Below are 26678 nucleotides of genomic sequence, written 5' to 3'. Positions count from 1 at the left end.
AATTGGCATTGGCCGCGGTCCACGATCATGTTGCAGCCGCGCAGGCACTGGCGGCCCGATTGCCGCAACTGATCGATGAAAGCCGACGCATGGCGATCAGCCTGCGAAGTGGCCTTCATGGCAACCGTAAGGTTGGTCCCGGCAGCGATTTCTGGCAATTCCGCCCCTATATCACGGGTGATCCAACCAACCAGATCGACTGGCGCCGTTCCGCGCGCAGTGATCATACCTTCATCCGCCAGACCGAATGGCAGGCAAGCCACAATTACTGGATATGGCCGGTTCTATCCCCCTCCATGTACTGGTCATCGGCACGGGACATCCCGTTCAAGGCCGAACGTACCCTGATCATTTCCATCGCACTGGCTGATTTGCTGCTGCGTAACGGGGAAACGGTCGGAACGTTCGATGCCGAACGCACCCGCATCACATCTGCCGAACATCTTGAAAAACTGGCCCATGCCATGCTGGCAAGTCCGGACAACATCACCAACCATGCCGGTGCGATGCATGCCGGTCGCAAACATTCGGTTCTGGTACTTGGTGATTTTCTGGAGTTCGTGGACAGTAACCAGTCACCGGTTCGCGCGATCAAAACCCTTGGCCAGTATCAGAATGACGGCGCGCTGGTACATGTCCTTGATCCCGCTGAGATCGAGCCCCCCTTTACCGGACGGGTCAATTTCATGGATACCGACGACCAGATGATTTACCGCAGCGAAAGGTTTGAAGATCTTCGGGAAGGTTTCCGGCAACGTGCTAAAACATGGCGTGCCGACATTCGCGATGCTGCACGCGAAAATGACTGGCTGTGCGATCAGCATGTGACATCGGAAAGTGCAAGCCCTACGCTGCTTGCACTTTATCAGCATCTGAGCGAACGCCAGAGCCAAAGTGGATCGAACGGGCGCGGGCGTCCGGCGATGAACCGCAATAGCACGACGAGGCCGCGATGAACCTTGCGGCGATAACGTTTTTATATCCTGCAATGCTTGCCGGTTTGCTGGTTTTGCCGATTGTCTGGCTTATTATCCGCTCAGCACCCAGGGCTCCGAAACAAATCGTGTTTCCGGCGGCCCGGCTATTGCGGGGGCTGCGTGCCAACCGGCGCGACATGCAACGCGCACCTATCTGGCAGACGATATTGCGTTGCCTGATCCTCACCATGCTGATTTTGGCGGCCTCCCGACCGGTTCTGAACCGGACAGAGTTTTCGCAAAACGAAGGTGCCCTTCTTGTCATCGCCGACAATAGCTGGTCATCCGCAGCAAACTGGACGGAATATCGGACGGGTCTGCGTCAGATTATAAATCAGGCACGACTTGACCTGCGCAGCATCTATATCGCGCAAACCGCGCCGGAAGCTTCGGGGGCAACCACAACCCGCCTCCCCGACATCATCGGTCCGGTATCCCCGCATGAGGCCGAACGCTTCATTGATCGTCTGCATCCTCGCCCCTGGGCACCGGATTATGCCGCTTTGTCCAATCAGATTGCCGATCATCAGTATATGGCCAATTCCATAGGCAGCATTTTGTGGCTGACCGACAATATGGAACAATCCGGCAAAGCCGATCTTGCCAATGATCTGGCAACAATCGCTCCGATTACCGTACTTGGACCTGATCGGGATAACCGGATTGCTGTGCAGTCGCTGATCCGTAACCGGACCGGACTTGGCACAACGCTGACCCATCAAAATATTGATGCTCCGCGCGAAATTGTTCTTCTGGCCCGAAATGAACTTGGCCGAGTTCTATTGCGGCACAAGGTAGAAATTTCCCCGGCCACAAACCGAACCGAAGCCGAAATCCCCCTGCCCAGTGATATCACCAATTCGATCCAGTCGGTCGGAATTGAAGGCATTGAATCCGCAGCCACCGTCTTTCAGACCGGTGCCCGCTGGCAGCAGCGCAAAGTTGGTGTGATTGTAAGCTCCGGCGATAGTCCGGTCCTCCTGTCAGATCGATATTTCTTCCTTGATCGCGCAATTTCGCCCTATGCGGATGTGACCTATGCACCGCTTGGAAAACTGCTTGAAGGCGGGATGGATATTCTGGTTGTGGCCGGTCCGATTTCGGGCCTCGGGAGCCAGTATAACGCCCTTGAACGTTGGCTCAGAGATGGCGGCATGTTGGTGCGGTTTGCTGGTGACAGCACAACCGAAGTCGAACCGGAATTCCTGCCTGTAACCCTTCGCCTGGGTAATCGTGATTTCGGTGGATCGATGTCATGGGAGAAACCGAAACGTCTTCTGGCATTTCCTGAAACCAGCCCGTTTTCCGGGATCACCATTCCCGAGGAAATTACTGTAAACCGACAACTTCTTGCCGAACCTGATCCGGATATTGTTGCCAAGACCTGGGCGCGTCTGACCGATGGTACCCCACTTGTTACCAGCGCACCACGCAATGCTGGGCGAATTGTTCTGTTCCATGTAACCCCGTGGGCCGACTGGTCGAACCTGCCGATGTCGGGTTTGTTCGTCGAAATCTGGCAGCGCCTTTTGCCTCTTGCCAGCCCAAGTGATCGTTCGGACGCGGAACTGCAAACAAGCCTGCCCCCCCAGTCTGTCCTTGACGGCTTCGGGCGTGCCCATCAGCCCGATGCGACGATCCTCCCATTGCGGATGCCGCTACCGGTTCCCGGCCCACGGCACCCACCTGGCATATATGGGGAAAACGGCCAGGCTGTTGCCTTTAACCTTGGTTCATCCCTTCAAAATCTGGATCATCAGATTCGCTGGCCTTCTGACGTAACAATCAGGCAGATCACCAACCAGGACCAGATTGATCTCGCTGCGATGTGCCTGATGGTAGCGATGCTGCTTCTGATCTTTGACGGGGTTGCATTGATACTGGTTCACCATGTCAGTTTAAGACGCTCCCGGCGCAGTGATGCTCTTACCTCTGTGCTTATGATTGCATTTATTGGCACTGCGGCAACAGCAATGACTGTTGGCACTAGTAACAGCGCCCAAGCTGTCGAAACGCAGGCCGCCGCATTACAGCCGCGTCTGGCATATCTCAAGACCGACGTTGCCCCGATTGATCGCCTCAGCCAATCGGGACTTGCGGGCCTGACCGAAATTCTGCGCCGGCGCAGTGCCGCCGATCTGGCACCGGCAGATGCGATTGACCCTGAAGCAGATGATCTTAGTTTTTATCCGCTGATCTACTGGCCGCTGGTTGACGGGCAACAGCCGTTTTCGGAATTTGCCCAGACGCGTATCAACCGGTATCTCGACAGCGGAGGAATGATACTGATCGACAGTCGTGATCAGGAAGTTGAGCCAGCCCGACTGCGTCGCCTGCTTGCCGGGCTTGAAATTCCGATACTGGACAAGGCACCCGGCGATCACATCCTTTTTCGCAGCTTCTATCTGCTTGATCATGCCTATGGGCGTTTCGCGGCACCGCTTTGGCTTGATGCCCGTCCGGATCAACGGCTGGATGGTGTTGCATCTGTTTTGTTTGGCGGTAATGACTGGGCATCCGCCTGGATGCTGGAAGAAGGCCGCACAGCTGAGAACCGCACGGATGATATTTCCCCGCGGCAGCGCGAAATGGCATGGCGCTTCGGTGTCAATCTGGTGATGTACGCGCTGACTGGCAGCTACAAGGGGGATCAGGTTCATTTGCCTGCGATCCTTGAAAGGCTTGGCCGATGAACCGAAACTGGCAGGACTTTCAGATCGCACCGTTACTTGATATCGGACTACTTCAGATCCTTGCGGTAATCTGCGTCGCAGCAATCCTGCTGTTTGCCGTGTTTCGTCTGCGTGGCACGATCTGGCGGGCAATCGTAATGGCGATCATGTTGCTTGCCCTGATTGCCCCGCAATTTACCGATCAGAACCGCGAAAAACTGAGCGACATCGTCCTGGTGCTGGTTGACCGTTCTAGCAGCCAGAATATCGGCGGTCGTATGGACCAAACCGATGCCGCTATTTCGCAGATACGTAACCGTTTTGCCGACGATCCCAGTATCGAGCTACGTATTGAGGACGTTCCGGGCGAAACGGACACCCGTATATTTTCCGCCCTTGACCGACTTCTTGGCGGTATCCCGCGCGAAAGACTGGGCGGTGTCGTGATGATCACCGACGGCCAGATTCACGACATTCCGGCGAATCTGGATTTGGGCGCACCGCTTCATGCCCTCATCACCGGACGCGAAGACGAACGCGACCGGCGTTTGCAAATCCGCCAGACAGCCGATTACGGCATCGTTGGCAAAAATGCGGATTTTATGGTCGAAGCCATTGATCACAGCCTTGCCACCGGAAGCCCCGTATCGGTTCGAATGTTACATGAAGACGGAAGCGAACGTAATCTCACACTACCCGCAAATGAACCGCATCGCGTAACCATTCCCGTTCCGCATGCCGGACCTGTCATCGCCGAACTGCGAATGGAAGAAAGTCCGAACGAAACAGATCAGACAAACAACCGGCTGATCCTTGAAACGACCGGTGTACGCGACCGGCTGCGCGTTCTGCTGCTTTCGGGGGAACCACACCCCGGCGAACGGGCCTGGCGTAACCTTCTGCGTGCCGACCCGGGTGTTGATCTGGTGCATTTCACCATCCTGCGCCCGCCGGAAAAAGGCGACGATACACCGATCAACGAATTGGCCCTCATCCCGTTTCCGATCCGGGATCTGTTTGAGGTTCGTCTTCGCCAGTTCGATCTGATCATTTTTGATCGCTATCAGATGCGTGGCGTGCTTCCGCCGCATTATCTTGAAAAGGTCGTGGATTATGTAAAATGGGGCGGTGCCGCACTTGTCGTCGCCGGGCCGGAATATTTGGGTCCTGACGGACTTTCGAACACGGTCCTGGGTGATTTAATGCCGGTTCGTGTCACCGGCCGCGTCATTGAACAACCCTTTGTCCCGCAGGTAAACACCGCCGGGCGCATTCACCCGGTTACGGCCCCGATTGCAGGATCGGTCAATACACCGCCCAAATGGGGGCACTGGTACCGTCAGATCGAAACCCGGGAAGCCGACAACAATGTCATGACCCTTCTGACCGGCGCGGATCAATTGCCATTGCTGTCCTTGCGCCGGATCGAAGAAGGTCGGGCGGCGATGCTGAGCTCGGATCAGATGTGGCTGTGGCAGCGCGGCCATGATGGTGGTGGACCGATTGCTGAAATGCTGCGCCGATTGTCGCACTGGCTGATGAAGGAACCGGCGCTTGATGAAAACACCATCACCACGGAACGCAGTGCCGATGGCAAAAGCCTGAACCTGACCTGGCGAAAGATCGGGGCGGAACCAACAACCGCAACCGGCGCCAATCCGGAAACCGGCGAGATTGTCCGCACCACCTTTGAACGGCAATCCGACCAGACCTGGCAGGCTACTTTACCGATTGCGGAACGGGGCCTGATCCGCGTTCAGACACTTGATCGCGAAGGTGGCACCCAATCAGCCCTGCATGTTGACCGTGATGTTTTGACCAGTGAGCGCCGCAACACCAATTCCACGCCCGATCTTCTACGGGATCTGGTTCTAGCCAATGGCGGATATATCGACCGTATCGAAAAAGGACTTCCCGATTTCCGCCGGGTAGAGGATGACCGTATCTGGAACGGTACCAACTGGGCTGGTCTGATGGAAACGGAAAGCTATCGTACCGTGATCGGCGGCATTACCAATCTTTTGCCGCTGCCGGTCGTTGCTGTTCTGCTCGGGCTTATATGCCTGATTGGCTGGCGGATCGAAAGCAAGTAGTCCTAATCGGACGGAAACATTGTTTTGTGGAAATTGCACAATCCGCCACGAAACTTTTCAACCAGAAAATCAATAAAGATACGTACCTTGGTCGGCAGATGACGCCGTTCCGGATACACTGCGTAAATCCCGCCGCTGGCCAGTGAATTATATTCATTCAGGATTGAGACGAGTGATCCTTTTTGAAGTGCCTCGGCAACGATAAATTCCGGTTCGCGTGCAATACCAAGCCCCCGGATGGCCGCGAACGAAGTGAAATCGCCATTGTTGCACGACATGACCGGAGTGACGCGGACATTGATCTGGCCTTCCGGACCTTCAAACTCCCATACATTCGGGTTCGCCAGATTGGTATAGGCAAGCGTCCTGTGGTTCGCCAGTTCGGTCGGGTGTAGGGGTTCCCCATGTTCGGCGATATAGCCCGGCGATGCCACAACATAACCGTTAAAATCGGCAAGCTTGCGGGCAATCAGGCTGGAATCTTTCAACCGCGTGATGCGGATTGCCATATCGAACCCTTCGGCAACAAGATCAACCATATGATCGGCCAGATGAATGTCGACATGCAATCCCGGATGCAGACCCATAAATTCCGACACCAGATCGGGCATGTAACGCTGCCCGAATGTCAGAGGTGCTGAAATCCGAAGTGTGCCGCGCGGTGTACCGCGCAAATCGGTCAGGGCATGTTCGGCTGTTTCGATTTCCTCAACCACCCGCGCGCAATGCTGATAAAAAGTTGCTCCTGCGTCGGTCAGACTCAACCGGCGTGTCGTGCGATTAAGCAGTCGGATGCCAAGACTGTCTTCAAGCTTCGTGACATGCTTGCTGACTGCAGATTTGGACATGGCAAGCTTGCGCGCGGCACCGGAGAAGCTTTGCTCCTCCACAACACGGGCAAAAACCGTCATTCCGTCCAGATTGCCGATCAGCATCACCCTGCTCCCCACCCTGCTGCGTCACTGCTATATCACTGCCGCGCAATTGTTGCCTATTTGGAAACAAATTAATGTCATATCCCCTGATTGCGTTCAACGGGGAAATGACGATGATGGGAACAACCACCCCGGCCGCACGTAATCGGCATATCACGGGACCAACAAAAAGCCGGAGGATACGATTATGGGCCTTTTGGTCGATGGAGAATGGAAAGACCAATGGTACGACACGAAATCGACCGGCGGCAAGTTCAAGCGTCAGGATTCCGCATTCCGAAACTGGCTGTCGAAAGACAGTGGCGCAGAATTTCCAGCCGAAGCCGGTCGCTATCATCTATATGTTTCGTATGCCTGCCCGTGGGCGCATCGCACACTGATCTTTCGCGCCCTCAAAGGACTGGAAGATTTGATTTCGGTGTCGGTTGTACATTGGCGCATGCTTGAAAACGGTTGGGAATTTTCCCCCGATGAAGGATTGCCCGATCATCTTGGTAATCACCGTTTCATGCATCAGATTTATACAGCAGCAAAACCCGAGTACACCGGGCGCGTTACGGTGCCGGTACTGTGGGACAAGAAAACCAACCGGATTGTCAGCAATGAGTCTGCTGACATCATCCGGATGCTCAACACCGCCTTTGATGATCTGGGTGCCAAACCAGGTGATTATTATCCCGAAGATTTGCGCACCGAAATCGATGCGATCAATGACCGCGTCTATAATGACGTAAATAATGGTGTTTACAAATCCGGCTTTGCTACGGCACAGGATGCCTATGAAGATGCGGTAACGACGCTTTTTGGCACGCTGGATTGGCTCGAAGACCGTCTGTCATCCAATCGCTATCTGACGGGTGATCGGCTGACAGAGGCTGACTGGCGACTATTCACCACCTTGATCCGTTTCGACCCGGTTTATCACGGGCATTTCAAATGCAATCTGAAAATGCTGAAGGATTACCCGAATCTTTGGGGCCATACACGCGAGCTTTATCAGGTCCCCGGCATCCAACAGACCGTATGCTTTGATCACATCAAGGGGCACTATTACGAAAGCCACCTGATGATCAACCCAACGGGTATCGTACCCAAGGGACCAGTTCTTGATCTTGATCAGCCACATGGCCGGGATAAACAGTTCGCCATTTAGGTATCCCTTGCCGGGTTTGAGCACTGGCGTGACGAACAGATCGCCAAACAAAAACCCCGCAGAAGTTCTGCGGGGGTTTTGCGTTCCGGAAAACCGGAAATTCTTAGTTCAGGCGACCTTTGATTTCCGCGATCGCATTATCGACAAGCTCGTCTGCCTTTGCAGCGGTAACCTTTTCGGAAACCAGTGCAAGCGTTGCCTGTGCCGCGATTTCGGCCACACGGGCACGAACTTCGGCAATGGCCTGGGTTTCGAGATTGGCAATACGGTCCATGGCCTGCTGTTCACGGCGCTTGAGCGACGCTTTCAGTTCAGCCTGGGCGTTCTCCAGCATGCGGTCGGCTTCCGCCTTGGCATGAGCACGGATTTCATCCGCTTCCTTCAATGCTTCGCGCTGTTTGGCCTGATATTTGGCCAGAAGCTCCTGAGCTTCTTCACGCAGGCGCTGTGCTTCATCAAGCTCCTCGGAAATTTTCTGCGCACGCTTGTCGAGTGCGCCGGAAATACCCTTAACAGCCTTGAAGCCGCCGAAACCGGCAACCAGCAAGAAGGAAAGCGTGGTCCAGGTATAGGGATCGGTAAGGAACGTAACCTCGTGCGGGGTTGCCATCTTCTTACTCTCCTACGATCGCCGAAACAGCCTTGTCGGCAGTTTTGGCCTGAACCTTGACACCGATAAGCTTGTCGGTTGCTTCACGGGCGATTTCGGATGCGGCTTCTGCCACACCTTTCATCGCGTCGTCTTTCGCACCGGCAATGGCCTTCTCGGCATCAGCGGTCTTTTTCGACAGTTTCTTGACCAGCGCTTCGGTTTTCGCAGCATGCTCTGCAGCTGCTTTTTCCGTTGCTTCGCGAATATCTGCCTGTGCGGCATCACGAGCTTCTGCCAAGGCAGCCTCGTATTTCGCGATGGCGGCATCGGTTTCGTCTTTCAACGCCCGGGCCTTGCCAAGGTTGTCTTCAATGGTTTTGTGACGGCGTTCCAGAACTTCGCCAACCTTCGGCAGCGCGATCTTCGACATCAGGAAATACAGGATGCCAAAAATAACGAACAGCCAGAAAATCTGTTCCGAGAACGTCGCAATATCAAACTGCGGCATAGCCTACTCCCGAATTCAACGACACCGGCGAGGGGTATCCTCGCCGGGCCGAGTATTCGCGCAAAAGGCGCCGATTAGCCGAACAGAACGATCAGCGCAACGACGAGTGCGAACAGTGCAATAGCTTCGGTAACGGCAAAGCCGATCCAGCCATACAGTTCAACGTCGCCTTTTGCAGCCGGGTTACGGCCAACAGTCGCAATCAGGCTCGACCAGATGTTACCAACCCCGATACCGGCACCAATCATGCCAATAGCAGCCAGGCCAGCACCGATCATCTTAGCAGCATCGAGTTCCATAACTTCACCCTTTCGAATTTCTTAAAGGCAATCAGAAGAGATCACACCGGTCCACTAGCATTAGTGCATGTGGATTGCATCATGGAGATAGATGCAGGTGAGAATGGTGTAGACATAAGCCTGAAGCGCAGCAATGCCGAACTCCAGAACCGTAATCCCCGTCAGAAGAGCGAACGGAAGCACGCCGAAGATGCCGATCAGGCCGACGAACCCGCCAATCACTTTCAGCATGATGTGTCCGACGGTCATGTTCGCAAACAGTCGGATCGCCAAGCTGAACGGACGAGAGAAATAGGAGATGACTTCAATCGGGATCAGAATGAAGGCCGTTGCGATCGGCGCACCTTCTGGGAAGAACATCCGGAAATAATGCGTACCGTGGCGAACGAAGCCAATAATGGTCACACCGATAAAGATCACCAGAGCCATCGCAAAGGTAACAGCGATATGGCTCGTAAACGTAAAGCTGTGCGGGATCATGCCAAGCAGGTTCCCGAACAGAACAAACATAAACAGGGTGAAAACGAACGGGAAGTACTTGCGACCCGCGGTTCCCACGTTATCTTTCAACATATTGGCGACGAATTCATACATCACCTCGGCGGCACCCTGCCATCGGCCAGGTACCAATGCCCCGCGACGCATGCTGAGCGTCATGAAGCCCGTTACGAGAACGGCTGCGATCACCATCCAAAGTGCGGAGTTGGTGAAGGAAACATCAACACCAGCAACCGAAAGCTCGGCCAAGGGCTTGATTTCAAACTGCTCTAGCGGTCCAGCCACCGTAATCCTCGCTCAATCTTTTGAGGGCCAAGGCTAATCCTTGTCCCCCTGCTTGCGCTCCCCCATCGCGCGCCCAAGTCCGACTGCACTGTCGAATCCTTTGGCCACCCGATAAGCGTTAAGACCACCGGCACCTGCTCCGAGAAATACAAACAGAACAAGCAACCAGGGCGTCGTATCAAGCACCCGATCCAGCGCCCAGCCAATCAATAGTCCAACAAGAACCGCAGCTATCATTTCCGCCGAAATTCTCATTCCTAATGCCATCCCTTGGGATGGTTTGCCGGTCGCCCGGTTCGGGCTGTGCGTTTCTTCACGCTTGCTTGCTACAGCCGCCAACTTGCTTTCAAGCTCTGCTAATGAAGCGCGATCTTTATCATCGCTCATTGTCGTGAACCCCGCTGTGGCAGCCTTGCAAACGTCGCAAGGAAATGCGCGGGCAACATACTTAGCGCCCCATAGGCTGTCAAGCCGTAAAACCCTGCCCTGTCGGGGGGGTGCAATTGCATTTAACCATTTGTTTTATAAAAATTTTATTGTCGAAATGTGCGATCATTCACATTTGACGTTAGGCGATAGTCGCACCCGCATTTACCGGAGATTTACCCAAAAGCCGTCGCGCAACCGGCGGTTTCCCTTGGTTCCTGCCCCTTTGAACCGCAGAATTGGCCTTCTGTGTAACGAGTGTGAATTCAATCGCTTTTTATCGATTTCAACCTTTTGCCGCGCGGTTTGGGCCCAATATCGCAATGATGTCCCGACACCGGTTACAAAGGGGCACCACCTACCTGGCCGATTTATCGCAAATCCGCTCGCATCGTTACCAACAGAAACACCGATCCGCGATTACTTCGGCAAATCAACCGATAGGCGGCGCTGTCCGTCCTGCTGCTGCCAGCCACTTTCGGATGACGATGCCAGCATCCAGTCAAACTTATGAAATAGCCCCCAGACCGCTGCCAATGTATTGTCTGCTATCTGGTTCATGTCGATTGGCTGTTTATGCAGGATTTCGTCGCGCAACCGGGCCGATATATCCCCAAACGACGTCTTGCCATCAAACAGCGCCAAAAGCCGTGCCAGATCCGGCCCACCTGTGAGGTCGACCGCATTGCCGGTACCATCCGCAAGGACAATCGGTTTGCCCGCATTGCTGAGCAGATCGTCAAAGAAGCTTTCAGAAGGGGCGACAAAGAACCACGGGCACAAAGCACGATCCGGTATTGCCGTTGTTGCCGTCGCACGTTTGGCATCGGGACGTGTAAGATAAAAGGCATGCAGCGGCATCGCCCCGCTATACCGTTCACAAAATGCCTGCTGATCACGAAGCGGCAAAGACATCAGATCGCGCAGGATTTTCGGATCGGCAATTTGGTTATCAATGCTGTAATGCGCCTTGCCGGTGCCGCCAAAGCCGAAAAAGCCGGTAAAGGCTGCAACTTCAAGCCCGGCTGACGCCGCAAAGTCATAAACACCGTGCACGTCATAGGCACATTCAACCGGATGCAGCAGCAGATCGACAATCTCGGGATCGTTTTCAAGCAATCCTTTGATAAAGCCCGGACCACCACCCATTTTAAGCAGTATGTTGCCTTCGGGCAGGGTCGAAAGCAGGCTCCGCGTCATGGCGAGCTGTTCGTCAAGTGTCTTGCCCGGCAGAAGCGGCGCAACCATCCTGCGCCACTCGGTCACGGCAAGGCGGCCATGTTCCCCATACAGCATCGCACCGATGCACCCGTCATCGGCAAGAACCGCAACCAGATCACGAAGGCCTTCTTCCGGCACTTCAAGGTGATGCAGCACACCTGCACAATTGATGTAATCGAACTTTTTCGGTGCAGTCGCGGCGAACTCGCCAATCGTCGCATTTACATAGGTGACATTGGTTAAACCGCGTGCCTCGACGCGCGCACGTGCCACCCTCGTGCTGGCACTTGATGGTTCAAGATAGGTGACCTGCCCGCCGCAATCCCGCAGTTGTTCCGCCAGCCAGACAAGACTGTCTCCGGTTCCCCCGCCGGCAACAAGTGCGTGAAAACCGGCATCAATCTTTTTGCGGCCACCAAAACCATAATGATTGACCCGGGAAAGAGTATCCATCGGCGGCATCAGCAACCGGTCCTTTTCCTCCTGCGGGTCGCGCATCGGATAAGGAAACTGTTCGTATAACGCGCGGACTTCTTTGGACATTCTGCACACTTTTCCCGGTTGGAGTGTCTCGTCAAGGCTCCCTCTTAACCTAAAGACAGATCCTAACGAAACCCCAATACGGGAAAAATGATCAGTTGGTGAAATCGAGCTCTTTTTGCTCTTTCTGGGAATAAACCTCTGCCTGACGCAGATCCACCGACACCAGCGACGAAACCCCGCGTTCCGCCATGGTCACACCAAACAAGCGGTTCATGCGGGCCATGGTCATGCGATGGTGGGTAATCACAAGGAAGCGCGTATTGGCGTGGCGACCAATCGCTTCAAGCAGCTTGCAGAACCGGTCCACGTTGGCATCGTCAAGCGGCGCGTCAACTTCGTCAAGCACGCAGATCGGGGCCGGGTTGGTGAGGAACACAGCAAACAGAAGCGCAACAGCGGTCAATGCCTGCTCGCCACCCGACAGCAATGAAAGGTGCTGCAATTTCTTACCTGGTGGAGATGCCATGATCTCAAGACCAGCTTCAAGCGGGTCATCCGCGTCGGTCAGCATCAGATGCGCGCCACCACCGCCAAACAGCCTAACAAACAGCTGTTGGAAATGCTTGTCGACTTCGTCAAATGCGGCCTTCAGACGGTTTCGCGCTTCCCGGTTCAGCTGGTTGATGCCGTTGCGCAATTTATCAATCGCTGCAATCAGGTCATCGCGTTCGGAAACCAGCGTGTCTTTCTGTTCTTCCATCTCGGCCAGTTCGACCTCGGCGCGCAGGTTGACCGCACCAAGGTTTTCGCGTTCGCGCGACTGACGTTGCAAACGGGCTTCGATATCGTCTTCGGAAGGCAATTCCTTGGTCTGGTCGATCTCGGCCAGTTCAACAAGCTGATCGGGGGTGGCATTAACCCGTTCGCGAATGCGTTCAATCAAATCTCGGCGGTGCTGTTCTGCCTGTTCCAGAAGTGCTTCACACCTAACCCGGCCTTCGCGGGCCTCGGCAAGTTTCTGTTCCACTTCTTTCAGGTTGTGATCTGCTTCGCGCTGCGCATTTTCGGCACGTGCCAATTCATCAGCCGCATCCTTGCGCGCTTGGTCGGCTATTTCGATCCGGTCCGAAAGGATCGCACGGCGTTCCTCGATCTCGTCGGGCTTAAGCTCAAGCTCCTCGATCTCCATCCGCGCTTCTTCCTGACGCTCGCGAAGCTGGGCCACACGTTCACCCGCCCCCGATGCGCGATCATTCCAGGATGCGATTTCGCTTTCGACAAATTCAAGGCGCTTGCGACGGCCTGATGCGTCACGCTGCATCCGTTCAAGCTGGCTTCGCGCTTCCATCTGATCTGCACGCGCATCCGAAAGCTCGGCACGTTTTTCAATCAGCTCGGCCTTGATTTCCATCAGGCCTTCGCTCGATTCCTCGGGCGTTGCGGCAAGCTCTTCCTGCTCAGCGATCAGTTCGTCCAGATCCTGCTTGGCGCGCTTTTCGGCTTCTTCAGCATGTTGCAGACGACCTTCAATGGCGCTGGCGTCGCGCTTGATATTGGCAATTTCCTCACGCGCGCGGGCCAATGATCCCTCCGCCTCGCGAAGGGCACGGTGGGCTTCCTGTTCGCCATTGCGCGCGGCTTCGATATCTTCTTCAAGACGTTCGACATTTTCACGTGCCGTATCGGCCTTTTCGACCGCAAGTTCGACCGCCTCGTCGACTTCCTCAAACTCAAGGCGCAATTCTTCAAGTCGATTACGTTGTCGCAAACGTGCTGCCGCTGGAAGTTCCGCACCAACCTTAATACGATAACCATCCCACCGCCAAAGCGCACCTTCGCGCGACACCAGCCGTTGCCCGGTTTTCAGCGTTTTGGCCAGCCAGTTCCCGGTTGCCTCGTCATCGACAACCCCGATCTGCCAAAGACGGCGGTTCAGCAATGCCGGACCTTCAACAAATTTCGCCAGCGCCTGAACCCCTTCGGGCAGGGCCGGGTCATCCGCGCCGGGATCGACCGCCGACCAGTGCATCGGCGCATCTTCGGTATCGGGTGCATCAAGGTCTTCGCCAAGTGCCGCGGCCATCGCCATTTCAAGACCGCTGGTCACCGAAAGCTTTTCGATCACCGCCGGGAATTGCTGATCGGCACCTCCCTTGACCAGACTTTCAAGCGCTTCGATTTCGGCCACAAGCCGTGCCTTGCGGCTTTCAACATCACGAAGCGCATCGCGCGATGCGGTTTCGGCTGCTTTCAGGCTGTCTTCACGATCCCGCAATTCGGCAAGGCGCATCTCGGCTTCTTCGATGGCAAGCTTGCGCTGCTCGCAAAGTTCCTCGCATTCCTCAAGCGCCAGACCGGCTTCTTCAAGGGCATCGGTAAAATCGGCTTCAACCCGGATATCATCAAGGCGTGCAACCGCCTCGTCATAGCGTTCAGTCAGACGCGACCGGCGGGCGGAAAGTTCGCTTAGCCGCTGCTGAACGCTTTTAAGTCGGGCTTCCTCGGCTGCGGCCCGGCTGGTCAGCTCGTCAACCTGCCCTTCCAGCGTCTCGACCCGTGCGGCCTGCTCGACGGCGCGTTCCTTTGCCTCGTCAAGCTCGTCATCCTCTCCGCCCTGCGCTTCGCGCAGTTCTTCGCGTTCATTTTTAAGCTTGTTCAGGGCACCTTCGGCGTCACTTGCCAGTTCGGCTTCACGTGCAAGATCGGCATCAATCTGCTGAATGCGCGCGCGAAGCTGCGACATCTGGGTTTCGATCTGAGCCTTGTCCTTGTCAAGCCCTTCGCGCTCTATCAGCATGCGCTGCAGGGCCGCTGCTGCATCGCTTTCCTTTTTGCGAAGTTCGGGAAGGCTTGCAGCAATATGGGCCTGAATGGTGGTGGCCTCGGTCACCTGACCGGTCAGGTCACGCACGGCACTCTCACCAAGCACCAGCAATTCACGGGCATCTGCCTGCCGTTTGTCGGCATCGGTCCAGCGGATGTGGAACAGCAATGCTTCGGTCTGGCGAATACTTTCGGAAAGTTTGCGATACCGTTCGGCCTGTCGGGCCTGCTTTTGCAGGGACGCGATCTGGCTATCAAGCGTCACCAGAACGTCTTCAAGACGTTCCATATTCTGTTCGGCATTTTTAAGCCGAAGCTCGGCCTCGTGGCGGCGCGAATGAAGGCCGGTGATCCCGGCGGCTTCTTCCAGAACAAGCCTGCGCTGGCTTGGCTTCGCCCCGATCAGGGCCCCGATCTTGCCCTGCGACACCATGGCGTTTGACCGCGCCCCGGTTGCCGCATCGGCAAACAGCAGTTGGACGTCACGCGCGCGGACATCCTTGCCGTTAACCTTGTAATTCGAGCCACCACTGCGTTCGATGCGTCGAACAACTTCAAGTGTCTCGTGATCGTTGAACATTGCCGGGGCTTTACGTTCCGCATTGTCCAGAACGACAGTAACCTCGGCAACATTTCGTGCAGGACGGGACGATGTCCCGCCAAAAATAACGTCGGACATGTCCGAGCCGCGCATCTGCTTGGCCGAGGTTTCCCCCATGACCCAGCGCAGCGCTTCGACAAGATTGGATTTGCCACAGCCGTTCGGACCGACAACCCCTGTCAGCCCGTCTTCCACCAGCAATTCGGTTGAATCGACGAAGGATTTGAACCCCGTCAGCCGTAGCGATTTAAACTGGACCAATCATGCCCCCGGTCCGTCCCTTCCCCTGATTGCCGGATGCCGCATTTTCGGCATCCGGCAAGATCACATTTATCAGTTGGTCAGTTCTTCAACCTTGTCTTCGAAGAATTTCAGATCGCGCGAACCGGCAAAGGTTTCGCCATCGATAACGAAGCTCGGCGTTGAATTGACCTTGAATTCCTGTTCACCGCGCATGCGCGATGCAACGATCCCGTCAATCAGGGCCTCGTCCGACATGCAGGCATCAACCGCATCGCTATCCATACCGGCAAAACGGACCACCTGTTTGATCCCTTCGATCGGGTCAGATGCACGTGCCCAGGTCATCTGCGATTTGAACAGCATCCCCAGAACACCGAAATAACGATCATCACCGGCACACTGTGCAACAGCAGCGGCGCGCACAGCAACACCATCCAGCGGATAATCGCGGAAGATCAGTTTCGCCTTACCGGTATCGATCAGCGATTTCTTGATTTCCGGCAGGGTTTCATTGTGGAACGCGGCGCAATGCGGGCAGGTCAGCGACGCATATTCAATGATCGTCACCGGCGCATCCGGATTACCAAGCACATGTTCCTTATATTCCACAGCCTTGGCCTGCTGCGCCCCGACAACACCAATCGCAAACGCGAATGCGACCGCAAAAAACTTAACTGCCTTCAGCAAGGAAACCTCCGTTAAAACAATATTTTGTGATTACAAGCCTGTTGCAGCGCGGGAGTCAACACGCCCCCCAAAAGCGCTAATGAGCCAACGAGTTGCCAACATCGTTTGGAAATGCGGCAACTCCGTGATCACACATTATGGGAAAATGATTCGATCCGGCCCGCACCGGAATAAGGCTTTGGGCCCCTGATTGGCAAATGACTTACACGTGATTTAAAATACAATTTCACCGGCTATTTCTTCTGTACCGGTTGCCCGCGTGAATGGACATCCCCCGAAATGCGACGTCCAAGTCGGGTCAGCACTTCGCGCAGATGTGGGTCTTCGATTTTGGCGATATCGACTTCACTGGTTTCGCGGATTGGGCCTTCGGGCACGTTTTCCGGTCGTTTGACCTTGCGTTCGGGGCGGGAAATATCGCCCTGCATCATCTTGATGCGTTCCACCGCGCGATACCCAAAATAGGTATTCACCCGGTCGATGATCTGCGGCATGCGGTGCTGCAATTCAATCGCCACCGGCCCGGTCACCCGGATCACAAGCGTCCCACCCCCGGCATTTTCACCCCGCGGCGGGTTGTATTTGACCGGCATGGTGAATTGTTCAAGGTCACGACCGACAATTTCCGCCCAGTGCAAAATGATTTCGGCCTGAAAGAAACCGCGTTTGCGCACCAGTGGGCGCGTCAGATTGCCAACCATGGCAGCGATATTACGCAGGCCCATCCGGCGTTCCGAGCTGCCCATCGGGGTAATTTTCTGGCTCTTTTTGACCGCATTTTTTGCCGCGACCATATCGGCACGCTGATCGGGCGTGCTATGTGTCGGCGTATCAGTCATATCTTTTTGCTTGCTCACGCCCGCTTCTTTCGTAGGGTCTGCTAAGAACCTAAACGTAATTACCCGTTTTCATCCCCGCAACATAACACGGGAACGCCGTGCATTTCACCAACGACGAAATCCATCACCTCGGCCGGACCATGCTGGACTGGTACGACCGTCATCATCGCACCCTTCCATGGCGCGCCGAACCGGGCGACGCACAGGACCCTTATCGCGTCTGGCTGAGCGAAATCATGCTCCAACAGACCACCGTGATTACGGTCGGTCCCTATTTCGCAGCATTTCTGCAACGCTGGCCGACCGTAACCGATCTTTCCAATGCCGATCTCGATGAAGTTCTGCATTCCTGGCAGGGGCTGGGATATTACGCACGTGCGCGTAACCTGCATAAATGTGCCAAGGTTGTTGCCAATGAGTATGGCGGCCGGTTCCCTGATACCGAGGAAGACCTTCTGAAGCTGCCTGGCATTGGTCCCTATACCGCCGCCGCAGTTGCAGCCATCGCCTTTAACCGCCATTCAAGCCCTGTCGATGGAAATATCGAGCGAGTCATTTCCCGTCTTTTTGCCCTTGAAACCCCGTTGCCCGACGTCAAACCTGAAATCAAGGAAAAGTCGGCGACCCTGACCCCGGCCGACCGGCCGGGCGACTACGCACAGGCACTCATGGATTTGGGGGCAACCATCTGTACGCCGCGTAATCCCGCATGCGGCATTTGTCCGTGGCAGGCCTCCTGCGAGGGCCGCAAATCGGGCATCGCCCCGGAACTGCCGAGAAAACGCAAAAAGCCTGCCAAACAGACCCGGGTCGGATATGCCTTCTGGATAAGGCGCGATGACGGGAAGATCCTTGTCCGCCGACGCCCGGAAAAAGGATTGCTGGGCGGACTTTACGAAGTCCCCGGTAGTGACTGGCGTGCGATTGATGCCCCGGACGACGTGATGCTGTCCGAAGCCCCGATCAAGGCCAACTGGACGGAACTGGATGGCACTGTCGGGCACACTTTCACCCATTTCCATCTCGATGTGACGGTTCTTGCCGCCAACATATCTGAAAGCGATGCCGCGAAGCTTGATGGCAGCTGGACAACAATTGACGGGTTATCGAAATTTGCCCTGCCGACGGTGATGAAAAAAATCGTGCGTCACGCACTGAAATATCGCTGACCACCGCTGCTTCAACCCATCCGTCAAAACACAAAAAGGCCCGCTGCCATTCTGGCGCGGGCCTTTTAAATTCTGTATTCGACCGATCAGGCGTAGATATCAATGACCTGTCCACGGCCCGTGCTGCTGGGCGGGGCCGATTGTTGCGATGTTTCGGTTTCTGCCACCTGATCGACCCGTTGGGTCGGCGGTGACTGAAGATCGTTACCACCTGTTTCGGCGATCGGCGCAGTTGCCTGCTGAATCTGGACCGGGTTCGGTGCGTAAGCGGCACTACCTGTTGCGCCAACCTGCATGGGGCTCTCCATCTATCCTTACGGATAATTCCAAGACCCAAGATATAACAAGAATTGCCGTCAAATGCAAAAGGCCGGACGGTTTCGCAACCGTCCGGCCTTCCAGATCAGATCATTTTACGCGTGCTGCGCTGCAAAAAATCAGGCGGAAACCTGTCCCATTTCCTTGCGAAGCTGACTGCGCAGATTGTCAATCACAACCAGTCGCCCGTCGCACTTGTAATGCCAGTAAGTCCAGCCATTACAAGCCTGTGCGCCCTGAACATGGGCCCCGATCTGATGGATCGAACCGGCATTGTCCTTATGACTGATTGAGCCATCGGCACGAACAAGCGCTGCAACATTGCCGCGGTTGTCATAAATCTTGTCGCCCGGCGCCAGAAGACCGCGTTCGATAACCGCACCAAACGGAATACGTGGAAGCGACCGCTTCGACTCCGTCATCTCGAGGCTCTCGCCATCAAGCATCTGAACCTTGGCAATGCGTTCCTTGGCGGCCTTGGCATATTCTTCTTCGCGCTCAAGCCCGATGAAATGACGGCCAAGACGACGCGCGGCCGCACCGGTGGTGCCGGTACCAAAGAACGGATCAAGCACAACGTCGCCCTGACGGGTCGTCGCCAGCAGAACACGCTGCAACAATGCTTCGGGTTTCTGGGTCGGATGGACCTTTTTGCCCTTTTCATTCTTCAGACGCTCGGACCCGGAACAGATCGGCAGCAACCAGTCGGACCGCATCTGCAATCCTTCGTTAAGCTGCTTCATTGCTTCGTAATTGAACGTGATCGCCTTTTGTTCGGCGTTTTTAGAACACCACAGCAGGGTTTCATGCGCGTTGCAGAAACGTTTGCCACGGAAATTCGGCATCGGGTTGGTTTTGCGCCACACGATGTCGTTCAGGATCCAGTAACCGATATCCTGCATCACCGTGCCGACACGATAAATGTTGTGATACGAACCGATCACCCAGATCGCACCGGTATCCTTAAGGATACGGCGCGCGGCGGTCAGCCAGTCACGGGTGAAATCGTCATAGTGACGGAAACTGTCAAACTGGTCCCAGTGATCGTCAACTGCGTCGACCTTGGAATTATTAGGGCGCAGCAGATCACCACCCAGCTGCAGGTTATAGGGCGGATCGGCAAAAATCAGATCGACCGACTTTTCCGGCAGGCTGTTCATCAGTTCGATGCAGTCCCCGACCATAACCTGATCAAGCGGTAAGGATGTCTTCTTTGTCATGATGCGTTCCAGGTTCCCCCATATTTCTTGAGGAAAGCATCACCGCAAAAAGTTAATAAACTCCGAAAATTTCCAAGGAGTCGCGACAGTTTCAAAGTAATTTCAGCCGTTTAGACAATCTTAACCGGTTCGGCTCAAAAACAGGAAGATTTTCGTCCCCGACATCAACAGCCCAAAACCCCGCATATTATCGTCGGACTCCATGTTTTATTCTGGTCTGACCGGATTGATGTGGGCCGATATGCCATGCGCATTCGCTGGTTCTGAATTCACGCATCCGTAAATCCACATAATTCAATACATCCTGATGTGAATTTGATTACAGCAATTTAGCCGAAAACGGCAATTTGACCATTTGGACAACTCTGTATTTGCCCTTCTTCTGATCATGTATACAATCTGCATATCAAATACGCAGAAAAGTAGAATTTCCAAGATTGGCAATAACCTGCAGGGGGACATCATGAAGTCTGGTACTTTCCATCTTTCCCGTCGCGCAATGCTGTCGGCCATGGCCGCAGTAGCCGCGGTGGTATCTTTTGGCCTTGGCGCACCGGCAATGGCCGCCGACCCGATCAAGGTTTCGGCGATCTACACCGTTCCGGTCGAACAGCAATGGGTTTCACGTATCCACAAGGCGCTGAATGCGGCCCAGGAACGTGGCGACATCACCTATGAATTTTCCGAAAACGTCGCCAATACCGATTATGAACGCGTGATGCGTGAATATGCCGAAAATGGCTCGGCCCTTATTCTGGGCGAAGTTTTCGGTGTTGAACGCGCGGCTCGGAAGGTTGCCGCCGATTATCCCGAAACCGCGTTTCTGATGGGTTCGAGCTTCGGCCCCGAAGGCGACAATTTCTCGGTCTTTGACAACTACATCCATGAACCAAGCTATCTGGTTGGCATGGCGGCTGGCAAGGCGACCAAATCGAACAAGATCGGCATGGTCGGCGGCTTTGCCATTCCGGAAGTCAACCGCCTGATGAATGCCTTTATGGAAGGTGCCAAATCGGTCAATCCGGATGTCGAATTCACCGTGACCTTCATCAATAGCTGGTATGACCCGCCCAAGGCCAAAGAAGCCGCGTTTGCGATGATCGATAAGGGTGCCGACGTCATGTATGCCGAACGCTTTGGCGTTTCGGATGCTGCCAAGGAACGCGGTGTTCTTGCGGTTGGCAACGTGATTGATACCGCAGCTGATTATCCGGGCACCATTCTGGGTTCGGCACTCTGGCATATGGAACCGACCGTTGATCACGCTATTGCCGCCGTCAAGGCGGGAGAATTCAAGGCCGAAGATTACGGCAAGTTCAGCTATATGGCACCGGGTGGCGGCACCGTCGTTCTGGATGGCGCCCTTCTGCCCGATGGAACCGTTGCCGAAGTTGAAGCCAAGCAGGCTGAAATTCTCGATGGCAGCTTTACCGTCAACGTAAATGACGAAGAACCGAAATCTTCCATGTAAGATTTCTTCCACTTTGCGGGCAGTCCGGTTTAAACATCGGACTGCCTTTCGTTTTCGGGGAACACCCCCCGCCGCTATCGCAATACGGCCAAGGCGTGACACATAAAAATTAACGGATCAGCCGGATGTCATCTGCTGCCAACCCATCTTTGGAAACGTCCCCGCAATTGCTGCTGCAACTGGCTGCAATCACCAAGAAATTTGGCCCCCTGATCGCCAATCACGCCATCGACCTTGATGTGCACAAGGGTGAAATCGTTGCCCTGCTTGGCGAAAACGGTGCGGGCAAAACCACCCTGATGAACATCCTGTTTGGCCATTATGTCGCCGACGGGGGAACCGTGATGGTCGCGGGTGCGGATGGCATCCTTGCCCCGCTTGAACCCGGTGCACCGCAAGCGGCCCTTGATGCCGGCATCGGCATGGTTCATCAGCATTTCACGCTGGCCGAAAATCTAAGCGGCCTTGATAACATCGTCCTTGGTACGGAACCGATTTTCCGCCTGCGCCGCGACCGCACCGGTGCACGGGCCAAACTGACGAAGCTGATGGCGGGATCGGGTCTTAACGTCGATCTTGATCAGCCGGTTCATAAACTGACCGTCGGCGAAAAGCAGCGCGTTGAAATCCTTAAAGCCCTTTATCGCGATGCCCGTTTGCTGGTGCTTGACGAACCGACCGCGGTTCTGACGCCGCAGGAGGCAGACAGCCTTTTTGCAACCCTTCGCCAGCTTGCCGCGACCGGGCTTTCGGTCATTATCATTGCCCATAAACTGGCTGAGGTTCTGGCGGTTTCCCATCGCATCGCGGTTCTGCGCGGCGGCAAAAAGGTTGGCGAAATGGCAACCGATCAGGCCGACCGGCGATCAATTGCCGAATTGATGGTTGGCCGCGATGTTCCGGTCAGCCGACGCAGCGAACGCGCACCGGGCAAACCGGTCATAGGACTTCGGGATGTTACGATTGATCGTGGCGATGCCAGACGTTCCCTTCATGGGGTGAACCTTATGGCGCGTGAAGGCGAAATTCTTGGCATTGCCGGGGTATCGGGTAACGGGCAGGCGGCGTTGGCACGATTGATTGCCGGGCTGGATCGTCCCGATGTTGGTTCAGTCGAGATTTTTGGTGAAAAAGTCACGAAATTCGATGCCCATCAGTTCGCCCAGAATGGCATCGCTCGCATTCCCGAAGACCGCCATCATGACGGCATGGTCGGATCGATGACGGTGGCGGAAAACATCGCCATTGAAGATGTCCGGTCCCGCGATTACCAGAAATTTGGCTTTCTTGATTTCGAGGCAATCCGCAAACGGGCCGAACATGCAATTGTAGATTATGATGTGCGCTGCCCGGGCCCGGATGCCCCCGCACGCCTATTATCTGGCGGGAATATTCAAAAACTTATCCTTGCGCGTGTTCTTGAAAAATCACCAAAACTGATCCTCGCCAACCAGCCATCACGCGGACTTGACGTTGGTGCGCAATCCGAAGTCCACAGGCGGCTTCTTGAGGCACGCGAAGGCGGGGCGGCGGTGGTTCTGATATCCGAGGATCTCGATGAACTTCTGACCCTGTCCGATCAGATTGCGGTGATTCATGCCGGTCATGTATCGGCAGCAATTGCGGCACATGATATCGACCGGTCCGAGCTTGGCCTGATGATGGCCGGACAGAAAAAAGGCGATAGCGATTTCGGGCCCGATAATTTTGAGTCCAGCACAAAGCCCCACGAAAAAACCGATGAAAATGCCCCAAGATCAGGAGACCCGGCGTGATCCGGTTTGAACCCCGCACCAATCCATCCGCAATCATGGTTTATGGCGTCCCCGTCATGGCGGCAATTATCGCCATTCTTCTGGCGGCGATCCCCCTTGCACTGGCTGGGGCACCAATCATCAAGGCGTATGGCCTGATGATTAGCGGCGCGTTCGGATCGATGTTTTCAATTTCGGAAATGCTGACACGCGCGACCCCACTGATCCTGACCGGGTTGGCAGCCGCCATCGCATTTCGGGCCAAGCTTTGGAATATCGGGGCCGAGGGGCAGCTTTACATGGGGGCCATGGCCGCCGTTGCCATCGGATCAGGCGTCATTGACGGGCCAAGCTATATCATGATCCCGGTGGTGCTGATTGCCGGGGCTGCTGCTGGGGCGGTGATGCTGATCGGGCCGACACTTTTGAAAACACGGCTGGGCGTGGACGAGGTCGTCACCACCCTGCTTTTGAATTTCATCGTCATTCTGTTTGTCCAGATGATGCTTGAAGGTGCGCTGAAAGACCCGATGTCGATGGGCTGGCCCCAGTCCGAACCGGTAATCGATAGCGCTGTTTTGCCGCCGCTGATCGAACGGATGCGGGTGCATCTGGGATGGGTGATCGCGCTGATCTGTGCCGTGGCTTTGGCGATTTTCGTCAAACGCACCGTCTGGGGATTTGAAATCCGTGCAGTCGGTGAAAATGCTGCGGCGGCGAAGTTTTCCGGCATTTCGGTGACCAAGACCATGGTGCTGGTCGCGATGCTGTCTGGTGGTTTGGCCGGACTTGCCGGTGTATCGGAAGTGGCGGGAACCCGTGGCTACCTCGCGACCGATCTGTCGCCGGGTTATGGCTATGCCGGGATCGTCGTTGCCATGCTGGCCCGGCTGTCACCGATTGGCGTGATCATTTCTGCTTTGTTTGTGGCGTCGGTTTTTGTCGGTGCAGATTCCATGAGCCGCGCGATTGGCGTTTCAAGCTATCTGGCCGATCTGATTGTTGCGATGGCGTTGCTGTGCGTTTTGATCGGCGGGTTTCTGACCCGGTTCAAGGTCCATTTCGAACGCCAGAAATCGGCGGGTTAAGGGGAAAGACCATGGAAATCATCGATATCCTTTTGACCGCAAATTTCTGGGCCGCAGCCCTTCGTATTGCAACACCGCTGATTTTCGGGGTGCTGGGCGCGCTGATTTGTGAACGCGCCGGAGTTCTTAACCTTGGCATCGAAGGCATTTTCACCGCCGGGGCGATGGCAGGATGGATGGCTGTCTGGCTGGGTGCCGGATTATGGGGTGGCGTTCTGGTCGCCGCCCTGGCCGGGGGCTTTTTCGGCCTGATCCACGCGATCCTGACCGTGCCGCTTGGCCTGTCGCAACATGTTTCGGGGATCGGGGTCACGTTGCTGGCGACCAGTCTGTCGTATTTCACCTATCGCACGGCATTACCCGATGTGTCGTCCCCGCCGCGGATTATCCCGTTCCAGCCGCTTGATATTCCAATCCTGTCGGATTTGCCGTTTATCGGCCCGGCACTCTTTTCTCAAACAGCCCTTACGATGCTGGCGCTTGTCATGGTGTTTGTCACCGGCTGGGTTTTGTATCGCACCCCGCTTGGCCTTGCGATCCGGGCGGTTGGCGATAATCCGTCCTCGGTCGAGGCGCAAGGGTTATCGGTTTATGCACTACGCATCGGGGCCGTGGTTGCCGGATCAAGCCTGATGGCTATGGGCGGTGCGTTTCTGACCATGTCGGCGTTTGATGCATTTTTCTTTGGCATGATCAATGGCCGTGGCTGGGTTTGTATTGCCCTGACGGTGTTTGCAAGCTGGCGACCGGGCAAGGCGTTGCTGGGGGCGTTACTGTTTGGCGCGTTTGATGCATTTCAGGTCCGCCTGCAAACCGAGGTCGGTGCGTTCCTGCCATCGCAGGTTTTCCTGATGATGCCTTATCTGTTATCGATTGCCGCCCTGATCATTGTCGCGCGCAAGGCCGACTATCCCAAGGCATTGCTGGTGCCATGGTTTAAGGGACAGCGTTGACTTGCATCGCTGCCTTTACCCAAGAGTCTGATGATTTACACGCCCCACTTTCGAAGGATGCCGTCATGCAAGCCGATCTGATCCTGAAAAATGCCAATCTGCCCGATGGTCGTACCGGCATTGATATCGCATGCAAGGATGGCAAGATCATCGAAATCGGGCCGCAATTGCCGATCCTGGCGGCCGAGGAAATCGATTGCGACGGAATGCTGGTCAGCCCGCCCTTCGTCGATAGCCATTTCCATATGGATGCGACCCTGTCGCTGGGCCTGCCAAGGATGAATGAGTCAGGTACGCTGCTGGAAGGCATCGCACTTTGGGGCGAGCTTAAGCCGCTTTTAACGATAGAGGCAGTGATCGAACGTGCGCTTCGTTATTGCGATCTGGCAGTGTCCAAGGGCCTGCTTGCCATTCGAAGCCATGTCGATGTCTGTGATGATCGTCTACTGGCGGTTGATGCGTTGCTTGATGTCAAAAAACAGGTCGCGCCCTATATTGATCTGCAACTGGTGGCGTTTCCACAGGACGGTTATCTGCGCAGCCCGACGGCAAAGCAGAATGTCATTCGCGCACTTGATAAAGGTGTCGATGTTGTTGGCGGCATTCCGCATTTCGAGCGCACCATGGCGGACGGCGCGCAAAGCATCACCGAACTTTGCGAAATGGCGGCCAACCGGGGCCTTCGGGTTGATATGCATTGTGATGAAACCGACGACCCGCTGTCACGTCATATCGAAATGCTGGCCTATGAAACGCAGCGCCTTGGCCTTCAGGGGCGGGTCGCCGCATCGCATCTGACATCGATGCATTCGATGGATAATTATTATGTATCGAAACTGATCGCCCTGATGACCGAGGCCGAGGTCAGCGCGATTGCCAATCCGCTGATCAACATCACCCTTCAGGGACGTCACGATACATATCCCAAACGCCGCGGCATGACGCGTGTGCCAGAATTGCGCAAGGCGGGTCTTACCGTGGCATTCGGCCATGATTGCGTGATGGACCCCTGGTATTCTATGGGATCGGGCGATATGCTTGAAGTCGCATCGATGGGGCTTCATGTGGCGCAGATGACATCACGTGATGATATCCGGGCGTGTTTTGACGCGGTAACAACCGAACCTGCAAAGATCATAGGGCTTGAAGGATACGGGATTGCGGTTGGCAACAATGCCGATTTCGTAGTGTTGCAGGCCCGCGATACAATAGAAGCCATCCGGCTGCGCGCCAACCGGCTTTATGTCATCCGGCGTGGCAACATCATCGCCGAAACCCCGTTGCAGCAAACCCGCCTGCATCTTTCGGAACGGCCAGAAACACTGCGCGGCGATGATTATGCTCCCCGTTCGGGCGATCAACAGGAATAG

Annotated in this window: 22 protein-coding genes; 10 read left to right on the top strand and 12 right to left on the bottom strand. The window is 55.3% G+C overall.

All coding sequences use genetic code 11. The features are described 5' to 3' along the window. The first annotated feature begins 2 nt into the window (after window positions 1-2). The 3 genes from R1T41_RS10420 to R1T41_RS10410 are packed head-to-tail and all read left to right on the top strand — an operon-like array spanning window position 3 to window position 5742. Window positions 3-956, top strand: coding sequence for a DUF58 domain-containing protein (locus R1T41_RS10420; RefSeq protein ID WP_317341479.1), 954 nt, complete (start codon window positions 3-5; stop codon window positions 954-956). Beyond that, window positions 953-3670 (top strand): DUF4159 domain-containing protein, encoded by a 2718-nt coding sequence (locus R1T41_RS10415; protein ID WP_317341478.1) that lies wholly within the window; start codon window positions 953-955, stop codon window positions 3668-3670. Before R1T41_RS10420 ends, R1T41_RS10415 begins: the two co-directional genes overlap by 4 nt. Beyond that, the gene (locus R1T41_RS10410; RefSeq protein ID WP_317341477.1) at window positions 3667-5742 is read left to right on the top strand and encodes a hypothetical protein; all 2076 of its coding nucleotides are present in this window, start codon (window positions 3667-3669) and stop codon (window positions 5740-5742) included. Before R1T41_RS10415 ends, R1T41_RS10410 begins: the two co-directional genes overlap by 4 nt. A 2-nt stretch (window positions 5743-5744) precedes the next feature. Here R1T41_RS10410 and R1T41_RS10405 read toward each other — a convergent pair whose 3' ends face one another. Further along, window positions 5745-6677 carry a LysR family transcriptional regulator gene (locus R1T41_RS10405; RefSeq protein ID WP_317341476.1) on the bottom strand — a complete coding sequence of 311 codons (933 nt, stop codon included), beginning with the start codon at window positions 6675-6677 and terminating at the stop codon, window positions 5745-5747. 187 nt (window positions 6678-6864) lie between these two features. Here R1T41_RS10405 and R1T41_RS10400 point away from each other — a divergent pair, with 187 nt between their 5' ends. Then, entirely contained in the window at window positions 6865-7830 is a 966-nt protein-coding gene (locus R1T41_RS10400) for a glutathione S-transferase family protein (RefSeq protein WP_317341475.1), read from the top strand. A 103-nt stretch (window positions 7831-7933) separates the two neighbouring features. Here R1T41_RS10400 and R1T41_RS10395 read toward each other — a convergent pair whose 3' ends face one another. The 9 genes from R1T41_RS10395 to R1T41_RS10355 all read right to left on the bottom strand — a co-directional run bounded on the left by R1T41_RS10395 (window position 7934) and on the right by R1T41_RS10355 (window position 17353). Then, complete coding sequence (locus R1T41_RS10395; RefSeq protein WP_062951572.1) at window positions 7934-8440, bottom strand: F0F1 ATP synthase subunit B; 507 nt, start codon at window positions 8438-8440, stop codon at window positions 7934-7936. Between the two features lie 4 nt (window positions 8441-8444). After that, window positions 8445-8930: a hypothetical protein gene (locus R1T41_RS10390; protein WP_062951573.1), complete on the bottom strand. Its 486-nt coding sequence runs from the start codon at window positions 8928-8930 to the stop codon at window positions 8445-8447. A gap of 74 nt (window positions 8931-9004) precedes the next feature. Beyond that, window positions 9005-9229 (bottom strand): ATP synthase subunit C family protein, encoded by a 225-nt coding sequence (locus tag R1T41_RS10385; protein WP_007089066.1) that lies wholly within the window; start codon window positions 9227-9229, stop codon window positions 9005-9007. A 60-nt stretch (window positions 9230-9289) separates the two neighbouring features. Next, entirely contained in the window at window positions 9290-10012 is a 723-nt protein-coding gene (locus R1T41_RS10380) for a F0F1 ATP synthase subunit A (protein ID WP_062951574.1), read from the bottom strand. 33 nt (window positions 10013-10045) lie between these two features. Beyond that, on the bottom strand, window positions 10046-10399 hold the full coding sequence (locus tag R1T41_RS10375) for an AtpZ/AtpI family protein (protein WP_244204898.1): 354 nt from the start codon (window positions 10397-10399) through the stop codon (window positions 10046-10048). Window positions 10400-10858: 459 nt separating this feature from the next. Further along, complete coding sequence (locus R1T41_RS10370; RefSeq protein ID WP_317341474.1) at window positions 10859-12202, bottom strand: class I SAM-dependent methyltransferase; 1344 nt, start codon at window positions 12200-12202, stop codon at window positions 10859-10861. A 91-nt stretch (window positions 12203-12293) separates the two neighbouring features. Continuing rightward, complete coding sequence (gene smc, locus R1T41_RS10365; protein ID WP_317341473.1) at window positions 12294-15827, bottom strand: chromosome segregation protein SMC; 3534 nt, start codon at window positions 15825-15827, stop codon at window positions 12294-12296. Window positions 15828-15899: 72 nt separating this feature from the next. After that, window positions 15900-16496, bottom strand: a complete 597-nt coding sequence (locus R1T41_RS10360; protein ID WP_097051282.1) for a thioredoxin domain-containing protein — start codon at window positions 16494-16496, stop codon at window positions 15900-15902. Between the two features lie 233 nt (window positions 16497-16729). Further along, window positions 16730-17353, bottom strand: coding sequence for a DUF721 domain-containing protein (locus tag R1T41_RS10355; protein WP_317341472.1), 624 nt, complete (start codon window positions 17351-17353; stop codon window positions 16730-16732). An 80-nt stretch (window positions 17354-17433) separates the two neighbouring features. Between R1T41_RS10355 and mutY the strand changes: the two genes are divergently transcribed. Further along, window positions 17434-18504 carry an A/G-specific adenine glycosylase gene (gene mutY / locus R1T41_RS10350; RefSeq protein ID WP_317341471.1) on the top strand — a complete coding sequence of 357 codons (1071 nt, stop codon included), beginning with the start codon at window positions 17434-17436 and terminating at the stop codon, window positions 18502-18504. A gap of 86 nt (window positions 18505-18590) precedes the next feature. On the opposite strand, the gene R1T41_RS10345 is transcribed toward mutY, so the two are convergent. Next, a complete protein-coding gene (locus R1T41_RS10345; protein ID WP_114111251.1) occupies window positions 18591-18800 on the bottom strand; it encodes a hypothetical protein in 210 nt (69 codons plus the stop codon). A 141-nt stretch (window positions 18801-18941) separates the two neighbouring features. Then, the gene (locus R1T41_RS10340) at window positions 18942-20042 is read right to left on the bottom strand and encodes a site-specific DNA-methyltransferase (protein WP_062958756.1); all 1101 of its coding nucleotides are present in this window, start codon (window positions 20040-20042) and stop codon (window positions 18942-18944) included. A gap of 463 nt (window positions 20043-20505) precedes the next feature. On the opposite strand from R1T41_RS10340, the gene R1T41_RS10335 reads away from it, so the two are divergent. The 5 genes from R1T41_RS10335 to R1T41_RS10315 all read left to right on the top strand — a co-directional run bounded on the left by R1T41_RS10335 (window position 20506) and on the right by R1T41_RS10315 (window position 26678). Then, window positions 20506-21513, top strand: a complete 1008-nt coding sequence (locus R1T41_RS10335; protein ID WP_114122143.1) for a BMP family protein — start codon at window positions 20506-20508, stop codon at window positions 21511-21513. A gap of 125 nt (window positions 21514-21638) precedes the next feature. Then, window positions 21639-23288, top strand: a complete 1650-nt coding sequence (locus R1T41_RS10330; protein WP_317341470.1) for an ABC transporter ATP-binding protein — start codon at window positions 21639-21641, stop codon at window positions 23286-23288. Then, on the top strand, window positions 23285-24355 hold the full coding sequence (locus R1T41_RS10325; protein ID WP_317341469.1) for an ABC transporter permease: 1071 nt from the start codon (window positions 23285-23287) through the stop codon (window positions 24353-24355). The genes R1T41_RS10330 and R1T41_RS10325 overlap by 4 nt, the downstream gene beginning before the upstream one ends. Window positions 24356-24366: 11 nt before the next feature. Then, window positions 24367-25308, top strand: a complete 942-nt coding sequence (locus tag R1T41_RS10320) for an ABC transporter permease (protein WP_209221128.1) — start codon at window positions 24367-24369, stop codon at window positions 25306-25308. 65 nt (window positions 25309-25373) lie between these two features. Next, window positions 25374-26678 (top strand): amidohydrolase family protein, encoded by a 1305-nt coding sequence (locus R1T41_RS10315; protein ID WP_317341468.1) that lies wholly within the window; start codon window positions 25374-25376, stop codon window positions 26676-26678.

Origin of the sequence: Thalassospira lucentensis (assembly GCF_032921865.1) — a bacterium.
In the GTDB taxonomy this organism is placed as follows: domain Bacteria; phylum Pseudomonadota; class Alphaproteobacteria; order Rhodospirillales; family Thalassospiraceae; genus Thalassospira; species Thalassospira lucentensis_A.
Note: the sequence above shows the minus strand (reverse complement) of the source record. Positions and strands in the feature narration are given on the sequence as shown.